Origin of the sequence: Neptuniibacter marinus (assembly GCF_965223595.1) — a bacterium.
GTDB classification, from domain to species: Bacteria; Pseudomonadota; Gammaproteobacteria; order Pseudomonadales; family Balneatricaceae; genus Neptuniibacter; species Neptuniibacter marinus.
This window is the reverse complement of record NZ_OZ245004.1, coordinates 850,019-872,859: the sequence shown is the minus strand read 5'-3', so window position 1 is coordinate 872,859 and position 22,841 is coordinate 850,019. Positions and strand designations below refer to the sequence as shown.

The following is a 22,841-nucleotide window of genomic DNA, read 5'->3' as shown; positions in this document are numbered from 1 at the left end:
AAGTGAGGTATGAACAATGCAACAGGGCCATCAGGATTTCTATAATGCACTTCGGAAGTTTATCCCCGATACGCGCCTGATTACAGACCCTCTTCGCACCCTAGCCTATGGCACGGATGCTAGTTTCTATCGTTTAATTCCGCAGATTGTCGTGCGTGCTAGTGATGAAGAAGAGATCATTAAAATAGTAAAGCTAGCTGATCGGCACACCATCCCTGTCACCTTCCGCGCAGCAGGAACAAGTCTATCCGGCCAAGCGATTACTGATTCCGTACTGGTTCAACTAGGCGATGGCTGGGATAACTATGAGATCAGCGATGATGGCTGCACCATCAAACTTCAACCGGGTGTTATTGGTGGCAATGCCAATAAATACTTGGCGCCTCTCAATAAAAAGATCGGTCCTGATCCTGCTTCAATCAACACCGCTAAAATAGGTGGTATCGCGGCGAACAATGCCAGCGGTATGTGCTGCGGCACCGCCCAAAATAGCTATCGCACTCTAAACAGTATGCGTTTAGTTCTGGCCGATGGTTCTGTTCTCGATACTGCTGACCAAGAAAGTATCAAAAGTTTTCGCCGTTCACATCATGTGCTACTAGATTCTCTGGATTGTTTAGCCCAACAAACACGTACCAATGATGAGTTACGCGAGCGTATTGAGCATAAGTATCGTTTAAAAAATACGACAGGTTATGCCTTAAATTCATTAGTTGATTACGAAGATCCCATTGATATATTGCAACACCTGATGATAGGTTCAGAGGGGACATTGGGCTTTATCTCAAACATCACTTACAACACAGTGGATGAGCATGAAAATAAAGCCACTGCGCTCATCTTCTTCAATACCGTACGTACGACTTGCGAAGCTGTAGCTATACTCAAGAAAACACCCGTTTCAGCTGTAGAGCTGATGGATCGTGCCGGCCTTCGATCTATAGAAAATAAAGCAGGAATGCCACCTTTTATCAAAGAGCTTCCTAATGACGCAGCGGCCCTTTTAGTTGAAACCCGCGCAGCAGATGCTGACACACTTCAGCAGCAAGTAACTGAAATCAGTGAATCAATCTCTAGCTTGGAAACAACTAAGCCTATTGAGTTTTCAACAGACCCTGCAGTTAATGCGCAGTTTTGGGCAATACGTAAAGGCTTATTCCCAGCGGTGGGCGCCGTTAGACTTACCGGCACAACCGTTATTATTGAGGATGTAGCCTTCCCCGTTGAGCAACTTGCTGATGCGGTTCATGATCTACACCAACTGTTTATTAAGTGGAACTATAGTGAAGCACTGATCTTTGGTCATGCCTTAGAAGGTAATTTACATTTCGTGTTTACCCAGTCCTTTGATACCCAAGATGAGATCGATCGCTATGACGGGTTAATGGACGAAGTATGCAAACTTGTTGTACATAAATACAACGGGTCACTTAAAGCTGAGCATGGTACAGGCCGTAATATGGCCCCTTATGTAGAGATGGAATGGGGTGCAGATGCTTACCGACTTATGTGGGAGTTAAAAGAACTCTTCGATCCTCGTAGCATCTTAAACCCTGGCGTTATTCTTAATAAAAACAATCATGTTCATTTAGAGAATTTGAAATCTTTACCCGCTGCCGATGAACTTGTGGATAAGTGTATAGAGTGTGGTTTTTGTGAGCCTACCTGCCCATCCCGCGCATTAACGTTAACACCACGTCAACGTATAGTACTGTGGCGCGAGATTGCTCGTTTAGAGAAAAGCGGGGATGATCCTGAACGGCTGGCAACTTTAAGAAAAGAGTATCAGTATCAAGGAACTGATACCTGTGCAGCTTGCGGTTTATGCTCAACAACTTGCCCTGTTGGCATCAATACAGGCGATCTTACCCGCTCTATTCGCAGCCGTAAAAACGAGAATCATACCCAACTTGCCCAATGGTTAGCTAAACACTATGGCGGGTTAACAACAGCTACACGTGCTACTTTTAAAATCGCAGATATAACGCACGGAGTAATAGGCACTAAGGCCATGAGTGCAGTTACAGGTGGCGCACGTAAAATAACAGGCGGCCTTGTTCAGCAGTGGACACCTTCCATGCCAAAAGCGGCACCTAAAGTGAAGGCATACCAACCAAAAGCTAATGAAACAGGTCCTGAGGTTGTCTATTTACCGAGCTGTGCAAGTCGTACTATGGCGCCATCCCGCGGTGAAGAAGATCAAACCCCGCTAGCAGATAAAACGCTTCAACTTTTAAGGAAAGCAGGATTCCAAGTCATTATCCCTAAAGGTCTTGATAATCTATGCTGTGGTATGCCCTTCCAATCAAAAGGCATGTTCGAAGCAGCAGATTACAAAGCTAATGAGACCGAACGCTTTTTATTGGAATGTACTGATCAAGGTAGAATTCCTGTGTATTCTGACACAAGTCCTTGCAGCCTTCGTTTACAAGAAAATATGGATGCTAAAATTAAGCTCTATGATAGCATCGACTTTATCGATCAGTTTGTATTGGATCGCTTAGTCGTCACTCCAACAGCTGAACAGATTGCTTTGCATATCACCTGTAGTGCTACACGTATGGGACAAGCTGACAAGATTAAACGTATTATCAATAAGTGCTCAAGCAATGTAGTGATTCCTGATCAGATCACTTGTTGTGGCTTTGCTGGTGATAAGGGCTTTAGTACACCAGAATTAAACGCCTCGTCCTTACGGACGTTAAAAGACCAAGTAAAAACATGTTCGACTGGCTATTCAACTAGCCGTACCTGTGAAATTGGCTTAACCCATCACAGTGGAATTGATTACAAATCTATTGTTTATTTACTTGATCGTTGCAGCCAACCAAAACAGGTAAACGATAATAGTAATCCCGAAAACTCACAGATCTCGGTTCAACCGTTATAATCTGCTTTTAATAGAGGATATAGAAGATGGCACTCCCACAAATTGATACGATTCTTTACGCGACCTCTTTAGGCAAACATACTCGTCCAATTTTTCGCCAGGCGGTTAAACAAGCAAATCTCAACAATGCAAAGATCATTATGCTACACGTCGTTGAACCTATGGGTGAAATGGGCCACGCTCTGATTCAACATTATGTAACTGAAGACGTTATCAAGAAAATGCATGATGAAGGAATCGAAGCAATACATGAAACCATGAAAGCCCGTGTAGAAAAGTTCTTTATTGACGAGTTACAGAGTTTAGAAGAACCGGTCGTATTAGATGTTGAGCACAAAGTTGCAGAAGGCAATCAAGCTGATGCAATTGTCAAAGCAGCTACGGCCGTCAATGCTGACATGATTATCTTAGGGGCTGAAAACCGCTTTGGCCATCACAGCAATACCAGCCAGCAAGTTATTCGTAACGCCAAAGTACCTGTAATGGTTGTACCGACGGGTAAAAATTTCGAATAAGGCACATCAAAGCTCTGTAAAAGGCTTAGTGATATTTAAGAAGGAAGCAGTACAGTGGATACACAAAGTCTTTTACTTGAGCGGATATTTCTAACCGTTTTCCCACTAGTGGCGATTGTCACTGTGGGGTTTTACTATGCTCGACGCTATAAAATTGATATGACCACAGCTAATCAGGTCAATATCGATGTATTTGTACCAGCGCTAATTTTCTCTGTACTCTCTGCAGAATCCTTTGATTTAGTCCAATTCCAAGATCTCGCTATCTGTGCGGCTATCATTGTCATTGGCTCCGGTATTTTGCTATTCCCTTTCTGTAAGTTATTAGGGGTTCACCCCAAAACCTTTATCCCGCCAAATATGTTTAGTAATAGTGGCAATTTAGGTATACCACTGATGGTACTTGCGTTTGGGGAAGATGCTCTCTCCGCCGCTGTAGTCCTTTTCCTAGTGGAAAACCTGCTGCATTTTACGGTGGGCATCTACATCTTAGATCACAAAACTCGCTTAATCAGCTTGCTAAAGATGCCAATGATTGCAGCCACGATTCTTGGCTTAGTCTGGAGTGGTTTTGATTTACCTGTTCCTCAAGCGGCTGCAACGTTTATCGAAATGTTAGGTCAGATTGCGATCCCACTGATGCTATTTGCATTAGGTGTTCGCATGACAAGCGTCGACCTAAAAAACTGGAGAATAGGGACTTATAGCGCCATTTTATGTCCCGCCAGCGGCATTTTATTAGCCTTAGCCTGCCAATATTTTATGCAACTTAACAGTGAGCAGTTTGCTTATTTAGTTGTATTTGGCGCGCTCCCTCCGGCGGTACTCAACTACATGATCGCCGAACGCTACAATCAGGAGCCTGAACAGGTCGCATCCATTGTACTCATAGGCAATATCGGCAGTTTGCTCTTTCTACCATTAACGCTGGCCTTTGTGCTATAAGATCTATCTGATGAACAGCATCCGATAAAAAACGTGTTATGAGTATAAAAATTGGGATTGATCTAGGCGGGACGAAAATAGAGGCCATCGCTATTAGCGAACAGGGGGAAACCTTATTCCGCCAGCGCACTCAAACACCTCAAGGTGATTACCACGCGACCTTAAATAGCATCACTATGTTAGTTAACACTGCAGAGCAGGCCTGTAAAAAAAGAGCTGAGCATATAGGTATTGGTATACCTGGCACTCTCTCACCTACAACGGGGCTAATCAAAAACGCCAACTCAACCTGTCTTATTGATAAAAGATTAGATACTGATTTAGAAGAACGACTAAATCGCCCAATTCATATCGCCAACGATGCCGATTGCTTTGCACTTTCTGAAGCTATTGATGGAGGTGCCGCAGGCTACAAAAGTGTTTTTGGTATTATCTTAGGCACTGGAGTAGGTGCAGGTATTGTTATCAATAAGAATCTTCTCAGTGGCCCCAATAGGATATGTGGCGAGTGGGGGCACAACCCTCTTCCGTGGCTAGACAACTCTGATTATCCAGAGCGCATTTGTTACTGCGGTAAACAAGATTGTATTGAAACCTTTCTATCTGGACCTGGGTTTTCATCTCATTTCCCAGCTAATTCAAAACTCAGTACTACCCAAATATGGGAACAAGCAAGGCATGGGGATATAGAGAGCCAAAACTACTGTAATCTATATTTAGAGCAGCTAAGTAAAGCCTTAGCTTCCATTATAAATATTCTTGATCCTGAGGTGATCGTACTTGGTGGTGGGCTTTCGAATATCGATGAGATCTATGAACAAGTCCCTGACCGATTAATAAAATATATATTCTCGGCTAGTACAATCCCAACTAAAGCGTTAACCCCCATAGTGAAAGCTAAATATGGCGACTCTAGCGGTGTACGTGGCGCTGCTTGGCTATAACGCCTGCGAACAAATGCACTATGGTCTTTTTATGTATCACCACACTGAACTTATTCGCAGGCACAAAAGCTATTTCTTCGCCTTATTTTCAGGCTTAGAGACTAGAATCGAAGCGCGATTTTTCTCTACTGTCGCCGGTCCAATCCCTTTCACTTCGCTCAATTGATCCGCTGTCAGAAATGGTCCATTAGCTGTACGGTAAGCAATAATCGCTTGAGCTTTTGCTGGACCCACACCTACCAGCGACTCAGATATTTGCTCTGCCGAAGCTGTATTAATATCAACGGGGGCAGCAAAAACTGAAAAAGAGAGGGTACAGATGGCGGCTATAAATAGCGTACGAATAGAGCCCAAAACTGAGTTCTTCAGAGTAGTGTATTTCATTGTAAAATCCTTTTTAGTTCGATATTAGTCTGACTATCCTTAGTCAGACCTTATTTATAGCTTGCTTAACGGCTTAAATCAACGGTGTTAATTCTGCATCTATACGCGCCAAAGACTCTATAGGGGATTCAGCCTTAGTGATAGGCCGTCCTATGACTAGATAGTCACTTCCCGCTTGAATAGCGTTTGAAGGCGTCATGATGCGCTTTTGATCGCCTATCTCCGCATCCGCAGGCCTAATCCCTGGTGTCACTAATTTAAAATCTGAGCTTATAATTTGGCGTAATGGCTGTACTTCTTGAGCAGAACAAACCACGCCATGCAAACCACTTTTTTCCGTCAAAGACGCCAACCGTTTTACCTGCTCTAACGGATCAATATCTAGCCCGATTTCCTGCAGATCAGTACGTTCCATACTGGTCAAAACAGTTACTGCGATCAACAGCGTATTGCTGCCATTAACCTGCTCAAGCTCATTTCTGGCAGCTTCCATCATCTTGCGACCACCAGAAGCATGTACATTAACCATCCAAACACCTAACTCTGCCGCCGCTCTAAGCGCTTTGGCTGTGGTATTTGGAATATCATGAAACTTAAGATCTAAAAAGACTTCAAAGCCTTGCGTCTGAAGTGCTTCAACAATAGCAGGGCCGCAACGCGTAAACAGCTCTTTACCTACTTTGACTCGACAGCGCTGAGGATCAAGCTGTTTTGCCATAGCTAAGGCTTGCTGTTGATTTGGATAATCTAACGCAACGATCACTCGTTTTTTATCTACTGACATATGTATTCTCTAAATTTGTTATTCGCCTTCAAGCCCTTGAATCGGCTTGGTTGTCCCCCAACTCTTACAAGATGGACACTGCCACAGCAGTGAACGTCCTGAAAAACCACAACTGTTACATCGGTACACAGGCTTGGAGAGTTCCAGTTGACCGGTTAAACCGCGCAGAACAGTTAGACTATCCCTTGCACTTTCAGAACCGTATTCTATATGAAGATCGATTAAACTATTAAACCCTTTTATAGAGGGGCGGCGTTTTAATTCTTCAGTAATAAAGCTACCTGCAGCATAGATACCCCGATCAGCACGTATCTGCTCCGCCAAGGCAATAATCACAGTAGTTGAAGGAGCTTGAGCTAAACAGGTGCGTAAGTATTCTGTATATTCACGCTGTCCATTTACGTGGCTGTAACATTCACTTAAAAGCGGAATAGCCTCAGAAACAAAAAGTTTATCTAGCTTGGAGATTGATTTCAGTTGCTTGATAGCTACTTTCCATTGGCCTGCAGCCATTGCTACACGAGCTTGCATAAAACAGACCCGAACATTACCCGTTTCAAACTGTTCTGCCCGTTTTAAGTAACTGATCGATAAAGCCTGTTTTCTCTCTGTAATAGCCTGCTCTGCTAATTCACAGCAATAGTGAGCTAACTCAGTGGAAATACTTCGCCTTTCTTCTGGATCAAGCTTTTGCGCCGCTTTCAGCGCTTGCTCCCATTCGCCCTCTTTCTCATAGAGCTTTATCACTAAACGTAGGGCATTATGTTGAATACTTTTAGACGAGCCCGATTTTATGATCTCTTCCAATAAGTTTTCTGCCCTATCTAACAACCCTACCGCATAATAATCACGCGCTAGCGCCATCTGAATACGCATAAAATCTGATCGCGTTAAATCTGGACGCGCTAGTAGCTTCTGATGGATCTGAATAGCACGATCCACATCACCTTTACGACGAAATAACTTAGCGAGGGAGAGATGCGCAGGAATTGTATCTGAATTGATTTCAAGAGCACGGATGAAGCTCTCAATAGCTTCATCCACTTTTTCATTCAGTAGGTAATCCAGCCCAGTAAAATATTCGCTACTTAGGCTAGTTTGCGGACATGAGACTTTACTTCTGCGCTCTCTTCTACCAAGAAACCAGCCAATAGCGATGGCAACAACTAACGGGATTATAAAAAGGTAGTTGCCAATTAGAGTATCTAAATTAAACGACATCTTTTAGGTTAGAAACTCTCAGCTGATCTAGCTCTTTCTGAGTCGTTGCAATTTTACGGCGAGCGGAACCTAATCGGGTTTTTAACATCCAAACAGTCATTACGCTTAACATTATGCCTATAAAACCACCCATCAAAAATGTAGCAATTAACCACAGCGACAAGCTGGCTTCTGGCAGTTGGAAAAAGACCAAATCAATTACAACTTTTTCCGTATTGTGGATAGTAAACATAATCCCAATAAGCAGAACAGCCAAACAGAGCAACACAAAAACTATGGTTTTTAAAAAACGCACGGTCAAACAACCTCAGTAACTATTTTTGAATTGAATCATTTACTTGCTCTCTAAGCTCCTTACCTGGCTTAAAGTGCGGGACATACTTTGCGTCCAGTGATACAGATTCACCCGTTTTAGGGTTACGCCCTGTTCTTGGTGCACGATAATGCAGTGAAAAACTTCCAAAGCCTCTTATTTCAATGCGATCACCCTGAGACAAAGATTCTGTCATATGATCAAGCATTGTTTTTACAGACAGCTCAATATCTTTTACTGACAATTGATCATGGCGATCCACAAGGATTTCTATCAGTTCAGATTTAGTCATATCATATTCCTCGATCCTTTGATCTTCTCGTAAACCGGAATTCACTCTGGGTCTGAGTCGACTTTATTCATCTGTGCTTTGATCAAGTCACCAATTGTAGTCGGACCAGATATCCGAGTTTCAGTTTGCTGACTAACGTTATCTAGCGCTTTCTTTTCTTGCTTTATTTCTAACTGTTTAATCGAAAGCGCTATAACACGGTTTCGACTATCGATATTAGTAATTAATGCTTCAACCTCATCACCCACTTTGTAGTGATCATTGAGGTTTTCAATTCTGTCTCTGGAAACTTCAGCAATTTTTACTGCGGCGTTGATTCCATCAGCTAAAGTAACCACTAAGGCTTTATCTGTTATTTCTGAAACCTTGCCCTTAATAACGGCGCCTTTTGCTTTATCTGCAGTAAAATCTCTAAAAGGATCTGAATCTAACTGCTTAATCCCCAAGGCAATCCGCTCTCTTTCAGAATCGACCGAAAGAACCACGGCTTCAACCTCATCCCCTTTCTTGTACCTCTTAACTGCATCTTTATCGTTTTCATCCCATGTAATGTCAGAAAGATGGACAAGACCATCAATACCACCATCAAGACCGATAAATATACCAAAATCGGTAATAGAACGAATTTTTCCGCTAAGGCGATCACCTTTAGCATAGGTTTCAGAGAAGGCTAACCAAGGGCTTTTCTTACACTGCTTCATGCCCAGTGATATACGGCGCTTCTCTTTATCGATGTCTAATAACATCACATCGACTTCGTCTCCAACCTGAACCATTTTTGATGGATGAACATTTTTATTTGTCCAATCCATCTCTGAAACATGAATAAGTCCTTCGATACCATTTTCAATTTCAGCAAAACAACCGTAATCGGTCAGATTGGTAACGCGCGCTTTTACTTGAGCTCCAACCGTATAATTGGAAATCAATTGTGTCCACGGATCGTCTGTCAGCTGCTTTAAACCAAGAGATACACGACTTTTCTCTTTATCAAAGCGAAGGACTTTAACATCGAGTTCTTGGCCAACCGTCAATGTTTCACTTGGATGTCTAACACGCTTCCAAGCGATATCGGTAATATGTAATAGGCCGTCGATTCCGCCTAAATCAATAAAAGCGCCATAATCAGTAATGTTTTTAACAATACCTTTAATGACTTGCCCTTCTTCCATGTTTGCAAGTAACTTTTCACGCTCAATATTGTAAGCCGCTTCAAGAACTGCTCGACGAGAAACAACAATATTGTTTCGTTTCACATCAAGCTTAACGAGTTTAAATTCGAGCTCTTGGGATTCTAGATGACTTGTATCTCTTAACGGACGAACATCTACTAACGAACCGGGCAGAAAAGCATGAATCGTGTTGACATCTACAGTGAAACCACCTCTAACTTTGCCTGTAATACGACCATGGACGATCTCATCATTTTCGAAAGACTTTTCAAGCTCAAGCCAGATTTCAGCACGTTTCGCTTTCTCTCGAGAAAGCTGAGTTGCACCAAACCCATCTTCCATCGACTCTAAGGCGACTTTAACTTCAGAGCCTATCTCAACACTCAGTTTACCACTGTCATCCAAAAATTGATTACGCGGGATGACACCTTCAGATTTGAGCCCTGCGTTGACAATGACAAAGTCATCCTCAATAGCAATTACTGTACCTGTGACTATAGCCCCAGGCGCCATTTCTAACTCTTGAAGACTCTCTTCAAATAGCTCAGCAAAGCTCTCGCTCATATCCATTTCATCCCGCATTCGATCGTTAGCGAAGCCCTTTATGCCTCGCATCATCCATTACAGCGGCCAGAACTTCCTCGATCGACATTGTCGTCGTATCCAGAATTACAGCGTCTGCCGCAGGCTTAAGAGGAGCAACAGCACGATTCATATCACGATCATCTCGTGCTTGAATATCCTCTAATATAGCTTGAAGACTAGCATCGAGCCCTTTGTTTATCAACTGATTGTACCGGCGAGACGCGCGCTCTTCGGCACTGGCATCCAGATATATTTTCAAAGCTGCATCAGGGAAAACAACCGTCCCCATATCTCGACCATCAGCAATCAAGCCTGGTAATTCAGCAAAAGCACGTTGCCGCTCCAATAAAGCATCACGTACTGCGGGAATCGCTGCGATTATAGAAGCGTCTTTACCTACCACTTCAGTACGAATCGCATCCGTAACCTCTTCACCCTCTAAAACAATCTGTACACTATTATCATCTCGTGCGATAAATTGAACATCCAGATGCGCAGCTAATACAACTAACGCTTCTTCATTATTAACTTCAACGCCATGATGACGAGCAGCTAAACCAACCAAACGATAAAGAGCACCACTATCCAGCAGCTCCCAACCTAATTCTCGCGCCAATAGCTGGCAGATAGTTCCTTTACCTGATCCGCTTGGACCATCAACGGTAATGACAGGGACTTGTCGATGAGACATCACCCCTCCTCCTTTTCAACCTTAATTCCCACAGATTGCGCTAACTCCACAAACCCTGGGAATGAAGTCGCCACATTGGCGCAATCATTAATCCTTATTTCACCCGTTGCTCTAAGTGAGGCCACAGTAAAAGCCATAGCTATACGATGATCGTCATGGCTTTCAACCACACCACCAGCTAAGCTGCTACCCTTGATAATGGCGCCATCAGGCGTGCCTTCAATATCAGCACCTAAGGTTTTCAAACCATCAACCATAGCCTGAATACGATCGCTCTCTTTCACTCTAAGCTCTTCCGCACCGGTCACTGTCGTTGTACCTTCCGCACAAGCCGCAGCAATAAAAATCGCTGGAAACTCATCAATTGCCAGTGGCACTTGATCTTCAGGCACATGAATCCCCTTAAGAGGAGCATAACGTACCCTAATATCAGCGACAGGCTCTCCGCCCACTTCTCGCTCGTTCAATAACGTTAAATCCGCACCCATCAAACGCAATATATTGATGATACCGATACGGGTTGGATTGATACCTACATGCGCTATCGTCAGATCCGAATCCGGACAGATCGCCGCAGCAACTAAGAAGAAGGTTGCTGAAGAGATGTCTGCAGGCACGTCAATATGAGTTGCCTGTAAATGCCCGCCGGGTTTAACTTTAACCGTTGAACCGCCCTGCTCGACGGAATAACCGAAACCAGTCAACATACGCTCAGTATGATCGCGCGTAGGCGCAGGCTCAGTAATTGAAGTTTCACCTTCAGCATAAATACCGGCCAACAACAGACAAGACTTAACCTGAGCACTCGCCATTGGCATATCATAATGAATACCTTTGAGTGCTTTACCGCCTTTAATTTTAAGCGGTGGACGGCCATTTTCTGCCGTCTCAATCTCTGCTCCCATTAAACGCAAAGGATCGGCCACACGTCCCATGGGGCGTTTAGTCAATGATTCATCACCACTCAGTTCCGTATCAAATGCTTGCGCAGCTAAAAGGCCGGATAACAATCGCATAGAGGTGCCGGAGTTACCCACATACAACGGCCCTGGAGGTGCCTGCAAACCATTAATCCCCACCCCGTAGATGGTTACCTTACCTTCATCAGGGCCTTCAATAACAACCCCCATGTCGCGGAAAGCTTGAAGGGTCGCAAGACTATCCTCACCCTCTAAGAAACCACTGACTTTCGTTACACCATCAGCTAAAGAACCCAACATAATAGATCGATGGGAGATGGACTTGTCACCTGGAACTCTAATTTTTCCATTTACGCTACCGCCAGGCTGGGCGCGAAAGGTTACTTGTAGATTACTCATATGCTGTGAATATGCTGTACCCGAAAGGATTTTAGAAAAATGTTCTCTCGCTGCTCTTGCTCGAGTAAAGGTGCCCAGCATTGATTCGCTGTCACCGCACTCTATTGCAGCCCTCAACTTTGCTAAACCCACCGTATACCGGTCTAACTGAGCAAGCAAAGCATGTTTATTTGCCAAACAGATATCGTGCCACATGGTTGGGTCGCTACCCGCTATACGGGTAAAATCGCGAAAACCGCCTGCAGCGTAACGAAATATATCTGTATTGTTATCTTGTTCTTGCGCTAACGTATCCACTAATGAAAACGCTAGCATATGCGGAAGGTGACTTGTTGCCGCTAACACTTCATCATGTTTATCAACATCCATCACCAACACCTCAGCTCCTGTGGATTCCCACATTTGAGTCAGCAGGGTAACAGCCTTAGATGAAGATTCTGCTAAAGGTGTAAGAATAACTTTGTGATTGATAAAAAGTGTTTCATCGGCTGCTTTCACGCCGCTTTTCTCAGATCCTGCGATCGGATGTCCAGGCACAAAGCCTACAGGCATTTTAGTAAACACTCGGTTTGCAGCAGCAACCACATTACCTTTAGTGCTACCTACATCCGTTATTAATGTATCTTCTGCAATAAAAGGTGCTATATCCACCAGCACTTTTTCCATCGCTTTAACAGGGACGGCCAATATAATTAAATCAGCTTGTGATGCAGCATCAGCTAAACTTTCCGCTGCTACATCAATTACGCCGGTCTCTATGCCTATTTTTACTTCAGCATCGTCACGGTCGTAACCAATGACTTGGCCACATTGACGGTTTGCTCTCAGCACTTTTGCTAAAGATCCACCGATCAAACCTAAACCGATAACTAAGGTTTTATTAATACTTATACTCAAGGGTTCATTACTCGATTTAGCACATTTAAACAGCGCTCATTTTCTTCCTGCAAACCTATACTGATACGTAGATGCTGAGGCATTGTATAACTGGCAATCGGTCTAACGATGACGCCCTCCGCTAACATAGCCTGATAGATAGGCTGAGCATCAACCGTAAAATCCACGGTGATAAAGTTACCTACAGAAGGAATATAACTAAGCCCCAAGGCTGTTAATTCTTTTTCATACAATGCCATTCCCTGTTTATTTAGGGCCACACCTTGTTCGATATAAGCATCATCCATTAAAGCAGCTTCGGCAGCCACCAGCGCCAAACTATTTACATTAAAAGGTTGGCGAACTCGACTTAAAACATTAGCAACTGAGCCATTAGAAACCGCAAAGCCCACTCGTAATCCCGCTAAACCATAAGCTTTAGAGAAGGTGCGCGTTACAATTAAATTTGGATAAGCATCAATTAGCAATAATCCATTAGGGAATTCAGCTTGATCAACATATTCTGTATAAGCTTCATCCAGTACAACTAAAACATGCTCTGGCACTTGATCTAAAAATGCGTTCAACTGTGCGCGCGTCACCCATGTCCCTGTAGGGTTATTAGGATTCGCAATAAAAATCATCCGCGTTCGATCACTAATAGCTGCCAGCATAGCGTCTAGATCATGACCCCAATCTTTAGCTGGCGTTATAACCGCAGTCGCTCCAACGGCTTGCGCTACAATAGAATAAGCAACAAAACTAAATTCAGAATAAATAACTTCATCGCCTACATTGAGGTAAGCACGGCCAATTAGGTCTATAACGTCATTGGAACCATTACCTAAAGTCAGCTTTTCTACTGGGACAGAAAATTTTTCTGAAAGTGCTTTTTTTAATCTATAACCCCCGCCATCAGGGTAGAGAGAAATATCTGGCAGGTGTTGCTTAATCGCATCAATTACACGCGGTGACGGCCCCATCGGATTTTCATTACTTGCCAGCTTAATTACATCAATCAAACCCAGTTCACGTTCGAGTTCTTCAGCTGGTTTGCCTGGTTGATAAGGTACAAGATCCTGCACACTTGGGCAGGCCAAGGAGATAAAATCGCAACTCATAATATATCGACCAAAAACATCATATATTGACTCATCATAACTCGCTAAAGCACTGCACTGGGATAAGACCCTAGTACTTTAAGTTCGATGCTGGTTTCTATTAGAGCTTGCAAAGCATTCTGTACAACGGGATCTGCACTATGGCCGATAAAGTCTATATAAAACAAAGAGTTTTTAGAGGCCGAGCGCGTTTCTACGCGCGTCAAACTCACACCATAACGGTGAAAAGGCTCCAGCAGCTGATATAACGCCCCCGGCGTATCAGGCACCGAGATCAGTATCGATGTTTTGTCATCGCCGCTAGGACCAACATATTGATCGCCGATAATCAGGAAGCGTGTAGAGTTATCTATTTGATCTTCAATATTTTTAACCGCGGACTCTAAATCATAAAGATCTGCGGCCATGTCTCCGGCAATAGCGGCGGCTCCCTTACCTTCGTTAGCAGCTAAACGCGCTGCTTCGGCATTAGAGCTCACCGCAATTTTTTCAATATCTGGGTAGCGTACATCTAGCCAACACCGGCTCTGGGCTAAAGATTGCTGATGGGAGTAAATCTTTTTGATTCCATCAAGACTGTCGCCGCGATTTAGCAACAGATGAAGATGAACGGGCACTTCAACTTCACCACAAATTTTAAGATCAAACTGCTTAAACAGATCTAAAGTATGGCTAACAACACCTTCCGTTGAGTTTTCAATCGGTACAACACCATAATGAGCAGCACCTGACTGAACTTCGCGGAAAACATCTTTCAGTGACTGCATGGGAAGGTTACGTGCAGAATGGCCAAAGTGTTTCATGGCCGCAAGCTGCGTAAATGTACCTTCAGGTCCGAGAAATGCGACCCGCATCGGTTCTTCCAATGCAAGACATACCGACATAATTTCACGAAATAGCCGCGCAACCTCTTTATCAGCCAAAGGGCCTTCATTACGCTCCATCACCGCGCGCAACACTTGGGCTTCACGTTCAGGACGATAGAAAACAGGACTCACATCCCCCTGATATTTTTGCTTAACTTCCGCAACACGTTGCGCACAACGAGCACGATTGTTAAGTAACTCATGGAGTTGCCCATCAATGCTGTCAATTTGGTCACGAAGGATGCGTAGCTCTTTTTCCTGTTCGCTCATACTCTTCTACTTATTCTGTGATGATCTTAGGCGTGTTGTTTTTCAAACTGTTGCATAAAGCTAATAAGCGCGTCGACGGCGGCTTCAGGTACTGCGTTATAAATACTTGCACGCATACCACCCACAGAACGATGACCTTTAAGGTTTAATAAACCCGCTTCTTCTGCTTGTGCTAAAAACAGTGCATCTAAGCTATCATCCGCTAACGTAAAAGGTACATTCATCCATGAGCGGTTAGCGACAGCCATCGGGTTAGCATAAAAATCGCTTCCATCAATAGCCGCATATAATTTAGCTTGCTTACGCTGGTTTGCTTTTTCAATCGCAGCAACACCACCTTGCTCTTTAAGCCATTTAAAGACCAAACCGGCAAGGTACCAACCAAAGGTTGGCGGTGTATTGCACATGGAATCAGCATCCGCATGTACTTTGTAATCGAACATGGTAGGCGTACCCGCAACTACCTCACCGAGAAGATCTTCTCGAACAATAACAACCGTCAAACCAGCAGGGCCGATATTTTTCTGTGCACCGGCATAGATCAAACCAAACTTATCTACATCTAATTGACGGGATAAGATTGTTGAAGATAGGTCAGCAACAAGGGGAACATCGCCAGATTCCGGAATATAGTCATACTCCAACCCACCAATAGTTTCATTTGGCGTGTAGTGAAGGTAAGCCGCTTCAGGATTAAGATTAAGCTCTGCTTGGGTAGGAACGGCAACATTACCGTTTCCTTCACTGCTAGCTGCGATAGAAACATCACAGTAACGCGCCGCTTCTTTAATCGCTTTTTTCGACCAGATACCGGTATTGATATAATCGGCGCTGCTTTTGCCTCTCAATAAATTCATCGGAATCATTGAGAATTGTGACGTCGCGCCACCTTGCAGAAATAACACTTTGTATGCAGAACTAATACCCATAAGATCACGCAGATCTTGCTCCGCTTGTTCCGCCACCGATACAAACTCGTCGCTGCGGTGACTCATCTCCATAATAGAGAGTCCCTTGCCGTGCCAATCCAACAACTCTTGCTGTGCTTGTGCTAGCACTTCTTCGGGTAAACCTGCAGGTCCTGCACTGAAATTAAACTTGCGCGTCATCGATCGTTTCTCTTATACCAATATTTCTTGCTGCTATTAATAGGCGCAACAAAAAGGGTGCTATATAAAAAGTGCGACTTAAAGCCGCACTTGATTGGATAAATTACTCACTATCATCTGAGTGATTTTCCGCATCCGGCTGTAGATCAGCTGGGCTATCTGGCGATTCGTCAGAAACCTCCCCTTCGCTGAGCTCTTCCTCATTCGGTTCTTCTATACGTGCAACACTCACAAGTCGCTCATCCGTATTTACACGGATCAATGTAACCCCTTGAGTGTTTCGTCCTAGCTCAGATATTCCATCACCACCGGTACGTACCAAAGTACCGCGATCACTGATCAACATCACATCGTCACCAGCAAAGACTTGAACTGCACCTGCCAACTGACCGTTACGATCAGAACACTGCTGCGCAATCACGCCTTGACCACCACGACCTTTCACTGGGAAGTCATCTATCGCTGTCTTCTTACCAAAGCCGTTTTCTGAAGCCGTCAGTATCTTGCCACCTTCCTGTGGAATAATTAACGAGATAACTTCAACGCCATCGCCCATTCTTACACCACGTACACCACGCGCCGTACGGCCCATAGGACGAACATCATCTTCATTAAAGCGCATACTCTTGCCCGCACTTGTCATTAACATGATGTCATTGGAACCGTCAGTGATCGCTGCACCGATTAGATGATCGTCATCTAACAGATCTAAAGCGATTAGACCGCTTGAACGAGGACGTGCGAAATTAGTCAGTGCTGTTTTCTTAACCGTGCCGGAGGCTGTCGCCATAAAGATAAATTTATCTTCGTCATAAGCGCCTACCGGCAAGATCGTACTTACACGTTCACCTTCATCCAATGGCAATATATTCACAATTGGGCGGCCACGAGCGGTACGACTAGCAACTGGAATCTCAAAAACACGCAACCAATACACTTTGCCACGGTCGGTAAAGCAAAGAATGGTGTCATGAGTGTTTGCTATCAATAGATGTTCGATAAAATCTTCATCTTTAATAGCTGCAGCTGATTTACCTTTACCACCACGGCGCTGTGACTGGTAATCAGTCAATGGCTGAGTTTTCGCATAACCACCATGGGATATAGTCACAACCATATCTTCTTCAGTGATTAGATCAGCAATAGTTAGATCTTTACGTGAAGCGGTAATCTCAGTACGACGCTCATCGCCATATTCTTCAAGTACGGCTTCAAGCTCTTCGCGAATCACTTCCATCAAACGCTCATGGGAGCCTAAGATAAGCAGCAATTCAGCGATCTTATCGAGTAATTCTTTATATTCAGCAATCAGCTTGTCATGCTCTAAACCGGTCAAACGGTGTAGACGTAGCTCTAGGATTGCCTGTGCTTGAGCTGGTGACAAATGATAATGCCCATCACGCAAGCCATACTGCTCTTCCAAGTCATCTGGGCGGCAAGCATCTTCGCCTGCGCGCTCAAGCATCTGAATAACATCACCCGGCGCCCAAGCCGCTGAAATTAACGCCTCTTTAGCTTCTGCCGGTGTAGGTGACTTCTTGATCAATTCAATAACCGGATCGATATTCGCCAATGCAACGGCCAAACCTTCTAACAAATGACCGCGTTCACGGGCTTTTCTTAGTAGGTAAACCGTACGACGTGTAACCACCTCACGGCGATGACGCACAAAGCATTCAAGCGCTGTTTTAAGATCCAATATACGCGGTTGACCATCAACCAAGGCCACCATATTGATACCAAACACCGACTCCATTTGAGTCTGAGCAAACAAGTTATTAATAACGACTTCAGGTACTTCACTACGTCGTAATTCAATAACAATACGCATACCATCTTTATCAGACTCGTCACGCAGCTCAGTAATCCCTTCGATCCTCTTCTCTTTTACTAACTCAGCTATTTTTTCGATCAAACGCGCTTTGTTTAGCTGATAAGGGATCTCGGTGATAATAAGAGACGGCTTACCGTTCTTTTCATCTTCTTCAACATGATACTTAGCACGGACATATATGCGTCCACGCCCCGTGCGATAAGCTTGTAAAATGCCCGCACGACCATTAATGATGCCACCCGTAGGAAAATCGGGACCAGGAATATATTCCATTAGTTCATCGGTTGTTAAATCGCCATTTTCTATTAATGCGATACAACCACGAACAACCTCCGACAAGTTATGCGGTGGAATATTAGTCGCCATACCAACAGCAATACCCGATGAGCCATTAACAAGCAGGTTCGGGATACGCGTAGGCACAACGACTGGAATTTTTTCGGTACCGTCATAGTTATCAACAAAGTCGACGGTTTCTTTTTCAAGGTCAGCTAATAGCTCATGAGCTATTTTATCCATGCGGATTTCGGTATAACGCATCGCCGCAGCGGAATCGCCATCAATAGAACCGAAGTTACCTTGTCCATCCACAAGGGGATAGCGCATAGAAAAGCTCTGCGCCATACGTACGATAGTATCGTAAACCGCACTATCGCCATGGGGGTGATATTTACCGATTACATCGCCGACCACACGCGCTGACTTTTTATATGCCTTATTCCAGTCATTGCCGAGTTCGTTCATAGCAAATAGAACACGACGGTGCACTGGTTTAAGACCGTCTCTTGCGTCTGGTAACGCACGGCCTACAATTACGCTCATTGCGTAATCTAGGTATGACTGCTTCAGTTCATCTTCGATGTTAACTGGCAGAATTTCTTTGACTTGATCGCCCATTCCCTATCCTTGAATCACTCTCGCAACGGAAGGTTTCCGCGGATATTTTTAACCGCAGGAGTATATCATATTTTCCACAAATGAATCCTGAAAAAATAAGAGGTTATATAATTAAATATTAGAACCTAAGCATTTATTGCTTTGACTATTTCTGAAGCCTTGAGGAGTGCTAGAATAAGGGAAAATTCACGAACGAAAGAATGCCATGACTCAGTCAAATAATACGTCTCAGCAAAACATTGATCCTGAAGAGATTGCCAAGTTCGAAGAACTGGCAAACAAATGGTGGGACCGTAACAGCGAATTCAAACCGCTACATGATATTAACCCATTACGGGTTGGTTTTATCGACCGTATAGCCCGAATTGCTGAGAAGAAAGTATTAGATGTGGGCTGCGGCGGCGGCATACTATCCGAATCAATGGCACAACGAGGTGCCCATGTCACAGGCATAGATATGGGAGCCGCCCCCCTAAAAATCGCTAAGTTACATGGTTTAGAGAGTGGCGTAGATGTTAGCTACAAGCAGATAACTGTTGAAGATCTCGCTGAAGAACAGCCCGAATCTTTTGACGTTGTGACCTGCATGGAGATGCTCGAACATGTACCAGACCCTTCCTCCATCGTTAACGCCTGCGCAAAACTCTGCAAACCCGGTGGTACACTTTTCTTCTCCACACTTAATCGCAATCCAAAAAGTTATCTATTTGCGATTCTAGGGGCAGAAAAACTATTAAAACTAGTGCCTGATGGAACCCATGACTTCAAGAAGTTTATTCGCCCATCAGAACTAGGCTCATGGATTAGGGAAAGCGGCCTGCAAAGCACAGAGATGTGCGGCATGACCTACAACCCTCTAACAAAAACATACAGCCTTCATCCAACCGATGTGGATGTAAACTATATGATTGCAACCACTAAGCCAGCCTAAGAGCCTTCTACATATATGAGCACACGACCGGCATCCGTTCTATTCGATCTTGATGGCACTTTAATTGATACAGCCCCGGACTTTCATTGGGTAATCAATCAACTCCTACGCGAAGAGAACAAAGATCCCGTCAGCTATGACTATATAAGGCATTACGTCTCTAACGGCGCACGAGCGATGGTTGGGGCGGCATTTAATTTAGATACAGATGACCACGTATTTGATCATCTACACCAACGAATGCTGGAAATTTATCTAAACCACTTAGATACAGATAGCCAGTTATTCGACGGCCTTGATGAATGTCTGACATGGCTAGAGGAAAAAAACATACCTTGGGGCATTGTCACCAACAAACCTGAGCTCTATACCACCCCCCTTATGCAGGGACTTGGGTTATCAAAACGGGCAAGCACTGTAATCTGCCCCGATCATGTAAAAAACAAGAAACCTGACCCAGAAGCGCTATTCCTCGCCTGCAGTGAAATCAACTGTCCCGCAGAGAGCAGTATTTACGTTGGCGATCATATACGCGATATTGAAGCGGGAAATCGTGCAGGGATGACAACGATTGGTGCCACTTATGGCTACCTTAATGCGGACGAAGATCCTTATAAATGGCAAGCTGATCACTACATTTCCTGTGCAACTAAACTCAAGCCCCTGCTACAATCAATCTATATTGATTTAGACAGCTAATATTAGGATCAAAACTATGTTTGAGTACCAAGCACCGGATAACCTCCTACAAGACCGTATTATTTTGGTAACAGGCGCCGGTGCAGGCATCGGCCGTGTTGCAGCAAAAACATTTGCAGCGCATGGCGCAACAGTGATTTTACTGGGTCGCACACTGGAAAAGCTTGAGCAGGTGTATGATGAGATCGAAGCCGCAGGACACCCTCAACCCGCTTTAGTACCCCTCAATCTAGAAAGTGCACAAGAACATGACTACATTGAACTTACCAACACGCTAGTACAGGAGTTTGGCCGCCTTGATGGCATACTCCACAATGCAAGCTTATTAGGTGTACGTACGCCTATCGAAAGCTACGACCCCGTGATCTGGCAACAAGTTATGCAAGTCAATCTAAATGCACCCTTTATGATGACGCAAATATTGATGCCTCTCCTAGAGCAATCAGATAATGCATCCATTGTCTTCACATCATCTAGCGTTGGCAGAAAAGCCAAAGCTTACTGGGGCGCCTATGGTATATCAAAGTTTGCCACAGAGGGCTTAATGCAAACATTAGCCGATGAATTAGAAGCGGTAAGTAAAATCAGGACAAACTGCATTAATCCTGGAGCAACACGCACTCAAATGCGCGCAGATGCCTACCCTGCAGAAAACCCTTCCACCGTTAAATCACCCGAAGAGATTATGCCTTTATATTTATACCTAATGGGTGCAGACAGCATTGAAGTAAATGGCCAGTCGCTGGATGCTCAATGATTACAGTAGCTATAAAAAAAGCAGCTTAGTGAAGTGACCCCATAAAGTTGGACACTTTTTTATTAGGCTGTTAATAAGGCCTGCTTGCGGTATTCAACCGGAGTCAGGCCTTTTAGTTTTACTTTAATACGTTTTGTATTGTAATACTCGATGTACTCGTCGATCTGATTTATCAGGTCGTCTGCATTCTTAAACTCTTGTTGATGATACATCTCTGTTTTGAGTACGGCGAAAAAGCTTTCGGCGGCCGCATTATCCAAACAGTTCCCTTTTCTTGACATACTCTGTGTAAGACCTCTCTCAGAAAGAATTTTCTGAGTCAGTGGATTTCGATACTGCCAACCCTGATCGCTGTGAAATATCGGACACTCACACTCTTTAAGCCCCTCAACGGCCTCCTCAAGCATATCTGTAACTAACGGTAAACGTGCAGACTTTGCTGTCCTATACGTCACTACTTCCCGATTAAACAGATCAATGATTGGAGACAGATAAATCTTTTGGCCTTTAACATTAAATTCTGTGACATCCGTTACCCATTTCTCATTAGGCTTCTGCGCATCAAAATTACGCTGCAGTACATGTGGTGCTCCTTTTCCTATATCGCCTTTATAGGACTGATAGCGCTTAGGACGAACGATCGACTTTAATTTCAGCGCCGTCATCAGACGCAGTACCGTCTTATGATTTAACCATATATCGAAAGCCCGTAATGCCAATAGAATCCGTCGGTAGCCATAACGTCCCTTGTGTTCATCAAAAATTTGACGAATCACTACTTTCTCTCGAGCGTAATTATCAGGCTTCTGCAGCGCCTGACACTGATAGTAAAAGACACTGCGTGATAACTCACACGCTTTCAAAAGAAGCGTCAGCTTAAATGTCGCCTTGAGTTCCTGAACGATTAACGCTTTCTCTTGGTTTGAGATTGTTTTTTCAGGTACAAGGCATCTAACTTTTTTAGAACAGCGTTCTCCGCTCTAAGGTATTCAAGCTCTTTTTGCATTTCCTCGGGCGTCATCTCACTAATTTTTGAGGACTGAGGGGGTGACGACTGTTGTGTCATAAACGTTTTTCCGCGTTTACTGGGTTCTAATCCCTTTATGCCTGAAGACCTATAGCGGCGCTGCCAAACATAGAGAGTACCAGGGGATACGAGATTGTAGTATGCGCTTGTATAACCTAAAGACCATTGTTCTGCCCACATTTTATTAAGCATGCGAAGTTTATCTTGTGCGCAATAAGGGGAGATGGGAGGTTGAAAAGCGGTCTCACCATGAAACCGGTAAACCTGAGTCCAGTAACGAATCAGAGAAGCGGGAACGTTTAGTTCAGCTCCCAATGATAGGGAAGATGTACCGTTAAGGTATTGTTTAGCTGCAGCAATTTTAAATGCTCTGCTGTACTTTGCCATAAAAACCCCCAG

General features: G+C 44.1%; 21 protein-coding genes. 7 read left to right on the top strand and 14 right to left on the bottom strand.

The window, feature by feature from the left end; all coding sequences use genetic code 11:
- The first annotated feature begins 16 nt into the window (after window positions 1–16).
- The 4 genes from ACOQOE_RS04045 to ACOQOE_RS04030 are packed head-to-tail and all read left to right on the top strand — an operon-like array spanning window position 17 to window position 5,294.
- On the top strand, window positions 17–2,890 hold the full coding sequence (locus tag ACOQOE_RS04045) for an FAD-binding and (Fe-S)-binding domain-containing protein (RefSeq protein ID WP_420554943.1): 2,874 nt from the start codon (window positions 17–19) through the stop codon (window positions 2,888–2,890).
- A gap of 26 nt (window positions 2,891–2,916) precedes the next feature.
- Window positions 2,917–3,405 carry a universal stress protein gene (locus ACOQOE_RS04040; RefSeq protein ID WP_067867802.1) on the top strand — a complete coding sequence of 163 codons (489 nt, stop codon included), beginning with the start codon at window positions 2,917–2,919 and terminating at the stop codon, window positions 3,403–3,405.
- A 54-nt stretch (window positions 3,406–3,459) separates the two neighbouring features.
- Complete coding sequence (locus ACOQOE_RS04035; protein WP_420554942.1) at window positions 3,460–4,350, top strand: AEC family transporter; 891 nt, start codon at window positions 3,460–3,462, stop codon at window positions 4,348–4,350.
- Window positions 4,351–4,388: 38 nt separating this feature from the next.
- Entirely contained in the window at window positions 4,389–5,294 is a 906-nt protein-coding gene (locus ACOQOE_RS04030) for an ROK family protein (RefSeq protein ID WP_420554941.1), read from the top strand.
- Between the two features lie 69 nt (window positions 5,295–5,363).
- Here ACOQOE_RS04030 and ACOQOE_RS04025 read toward each other — a convergent pair whose 3' ends face one another.
- The 12 genes from ACOQOE_RS04025 to gyrA all read right to left on the bottom strand — a co-directional run bounded on the left by ACOQOE_RS04025 (window position 5,364) and on the right by gyrA (window position 19,028).
- On the bottom strand, window positions 5,364–5,678 hold the full coding sequence (locus tag ACOQOE_RS04025) for a ComEA family DNA-binding protein (protein ID WP_420554940.1): 315 nt from the start codon (window positions 5,676–5,678) through the stop codon (window positions 5,364–5,366).
- 73 nt (window positions 5,679–5,751) lie between these two features.
- Window positions 5,752–6,462: an orotidine-5'-phosphate decarboxylase gene (gene pyrF / locus ACOQOE_RS04020; RefSeq protein ID WP_420554939.1), complete on the bottom strand. Its 711-nt coding sequence runs from the start codon at window positions 6,460–6,462 to the stop codon at window positions 5,752–5,754.
- 18 nt (window positions 6,463–6,480) lie between these two features.
- Window positions 6,481–7,683 (bottom strand): lipopolysaccharide assembly protein LapB, encoded by a 1,203-nt coding sequence (gene lapB, locus ACOQOE_RS04015; protein ID WP_420554938.1) that lies wholly within the window; start codon window positions 7,681–7,683, stop codon window positions 6,481–6,483.
- Entirely contained in the window at window positions 7,673–7,978 is a 306-nt protein-coding gene (locus tag ACOQOE_RS04010) for a LapA family protein (protein ID WP_067867792.1), read from the bottom strand. The genes lapB and ACOQOE_RS04010 overlap by 11 nt, the downstream gene beginning before the upstream one ends.
- Window positions 7,979–7,997: 19 nt before the next feature.
- Entirely contained in the window at window positions 7,998–8,288 is a 291-nt protein-coding gene (locus tag ACOQOE_RS04005; protein WP_067867838.1) for an integration host factor subunit beta, read from the bottom strand.
- A 41-nt stretch (window positions 8,289–8,329) separates the two neighbouring features.
- Window positions 8,330–10,024 (bottom strand): 30S ribosomal protein S1, encoded by a 1,695-nt coding sequence (rpsA, locus tag ACOQOE_RS04000; protein ID WP_067867835.1) that lies wholly within the window; start codon window positions 10,022–10,024, stop codon window positions 8,330–8,332.
- 25 nt (window positions 10,025–10,049) lie between these two features.
- A complete protein-coding gene (gene cmk / locus ACOQOE_RS03995; RefSeq protein WP_067867789.1) occupies window positions 10,050–10,736 on the bottom strand; it encodes a (d)CMP kinase in 687 nt (228 codons plus the stop codon).
- Complete coding sequence (locus ACOQOE_RS03990; RefSeq protein ID WP_420554937.1) at window positions 10,736–12,952, bottom strand: bifunctional prephenate dehydrogenase/3-phosphoshikimate 1-carboxyvinyltransferase; 2,217 nt, start codon at window positions 12,950–12,952, stop codon at window positions 10,736–10,738. Before ACOQOE_RS03990 ends, cmk begins: the two co-directional genes overlap by 1 nt.
- Window positions 12,949–14,052 (bottom strand): histidinol-phosphate transaminase, encoded by a 1,104-nt coding sequence (gene hisC, locus ACOQOE_RS03985; RefSeq protein ID WP_067867783.1) that lies wholly within the window; start codon window positions 14,050–14,052, stop codon window positions 12,949–12,951. The genes ACOQOE_RS03990 and hisC overlap by 4 nt, the downstream gene beginning before the upstream one ends.
- 44 nt (window positions 14,053–14,096) lie before the next feature.
- Window positions 14,097–15,188: a prephenate dehydratase gene (pheA, locus tag ACOQOE_RS03980; RefSeq protein ID WP_067867780.1), complete on the bottom strand. Its 1,092-nt coding sequence runs from the start codon at window positions 15,186–15,188 to the stop codon at window positions 14,097–14,099.
- Window positions 15,189–15,214: 26 nt separating this feature from the next.
- Window positions 15,215–16,297: a 3-phosphoserine/phosphohydroxythreonine transaminase gene (gene serC / locus ACOQOE_RS03975; protein ID WP_420554936.1), complete on the bottom strand. Its 1,083-nt coding sequence runs from the start codon at window positions 16,295–16,297 to the stop codon at window positions 15,215–15,217.
- A 103-nt stretch (window positions 16,298–16,400) separates the two neighbouring features.
- A complete protein-coding gene (gene gyrA, locus ACOQOE_RS03970; protein ID WP_067867774.1) occupies window positions 16,401–19,028 on the bottom strand; it encodes a DNA gyrase subunit A in 2,628 nt (875 codons plus the stop codon).
- Window positions 19,029–19,233: 205 nt separating this feature from the next.
- On the opposite strand from gyrA, the gene ubiG reads away from it, so the two are divergent.
- From ubiG to ACOQOE_RS03955, 3 genes are read left to right on the top strand one after another with little or no spacing between them, the layout of a single operon-like run.
- Window positions 19,234–19,959 carry a bifunctional 2-polyprenyl-6-hydroxyphenol methylase/3-demethylubiquinol 3-O-methyltransferase UbiG gene (ubiG, locus tag ACOQOE_RS03965; protein WP_420554935.1) on the top strand — a complete coding sequence of 242 codons (726 nt, stop codon included), beginning with the start codon at window positions 19,234–19,236 and terminating at the stop codon, window positions 19,957–19,959.
- 15 nt (window positions 19,960–19,974) lie between these two features.
- Window positions 19,975–20,658 carry an HAD-IA family hydrolase gene (locus ACOQOE_RS03960; RefSeq protein WP_067867768.1) on the top strand — a complete coding sequence of 228 codons (684 nt, stop codon included), beginning with the start codon at window positions 19,975–19,977 and terminating at the stop codon, window positions 20,656–20,658.
- 16 nt (window positions 20,659–20,674) lie between these two features.
- Window positions 20,675–21,415, top strand: a complete 741-nt coding sequence (locus tag ACOQOE_RS03955; RefSeq protein ID WP_067867766.1) for a YciK family oxidoreductase — start codon at window positions 20,675–20,677, stop codon at window positions 21,413–21,415.
- A gap of 62 nt (window positions 21,416–21,477) precedes the next feature.
- Here the strand turns inward: ACOQOE_RS03955 and ACOQOE_RS03950 are convergent, their stop codons facing one another.
- Both ACOQOE_RS03950 and ACOQOE_RS03945 read right to left on the bottom strand, forming a co-directional pair.
- On the bottom strand, window positions 21,478–22,320 hold the full coding sequence (locus ACOQOE_RS03950; RefSeq protein ID WP_420555454.1) for an IS3 family transposase: 843 nt from the start codon (window positions 22,318–22,320) through the stop codon (window positions 21,478–21,480).
- Window positions 22,320–22,829, bottom strand: coding sequence for a helix-turn-helix domain-containing protein (locus tag ACOQOE_RS03945; protein ID WP_420554209.1), 510 nt, complete (start codon window positions 22,827–22,829; stop codon window positions 22,320–22,322). The genes ACOQOE_RS03950 and ACOQOE_RS03945 overlap by 1 nt, the downstream gene beginning before the upstream one ends.
- Window positions 22,830–22,841 lie beyond the last annotated feature (12 nt).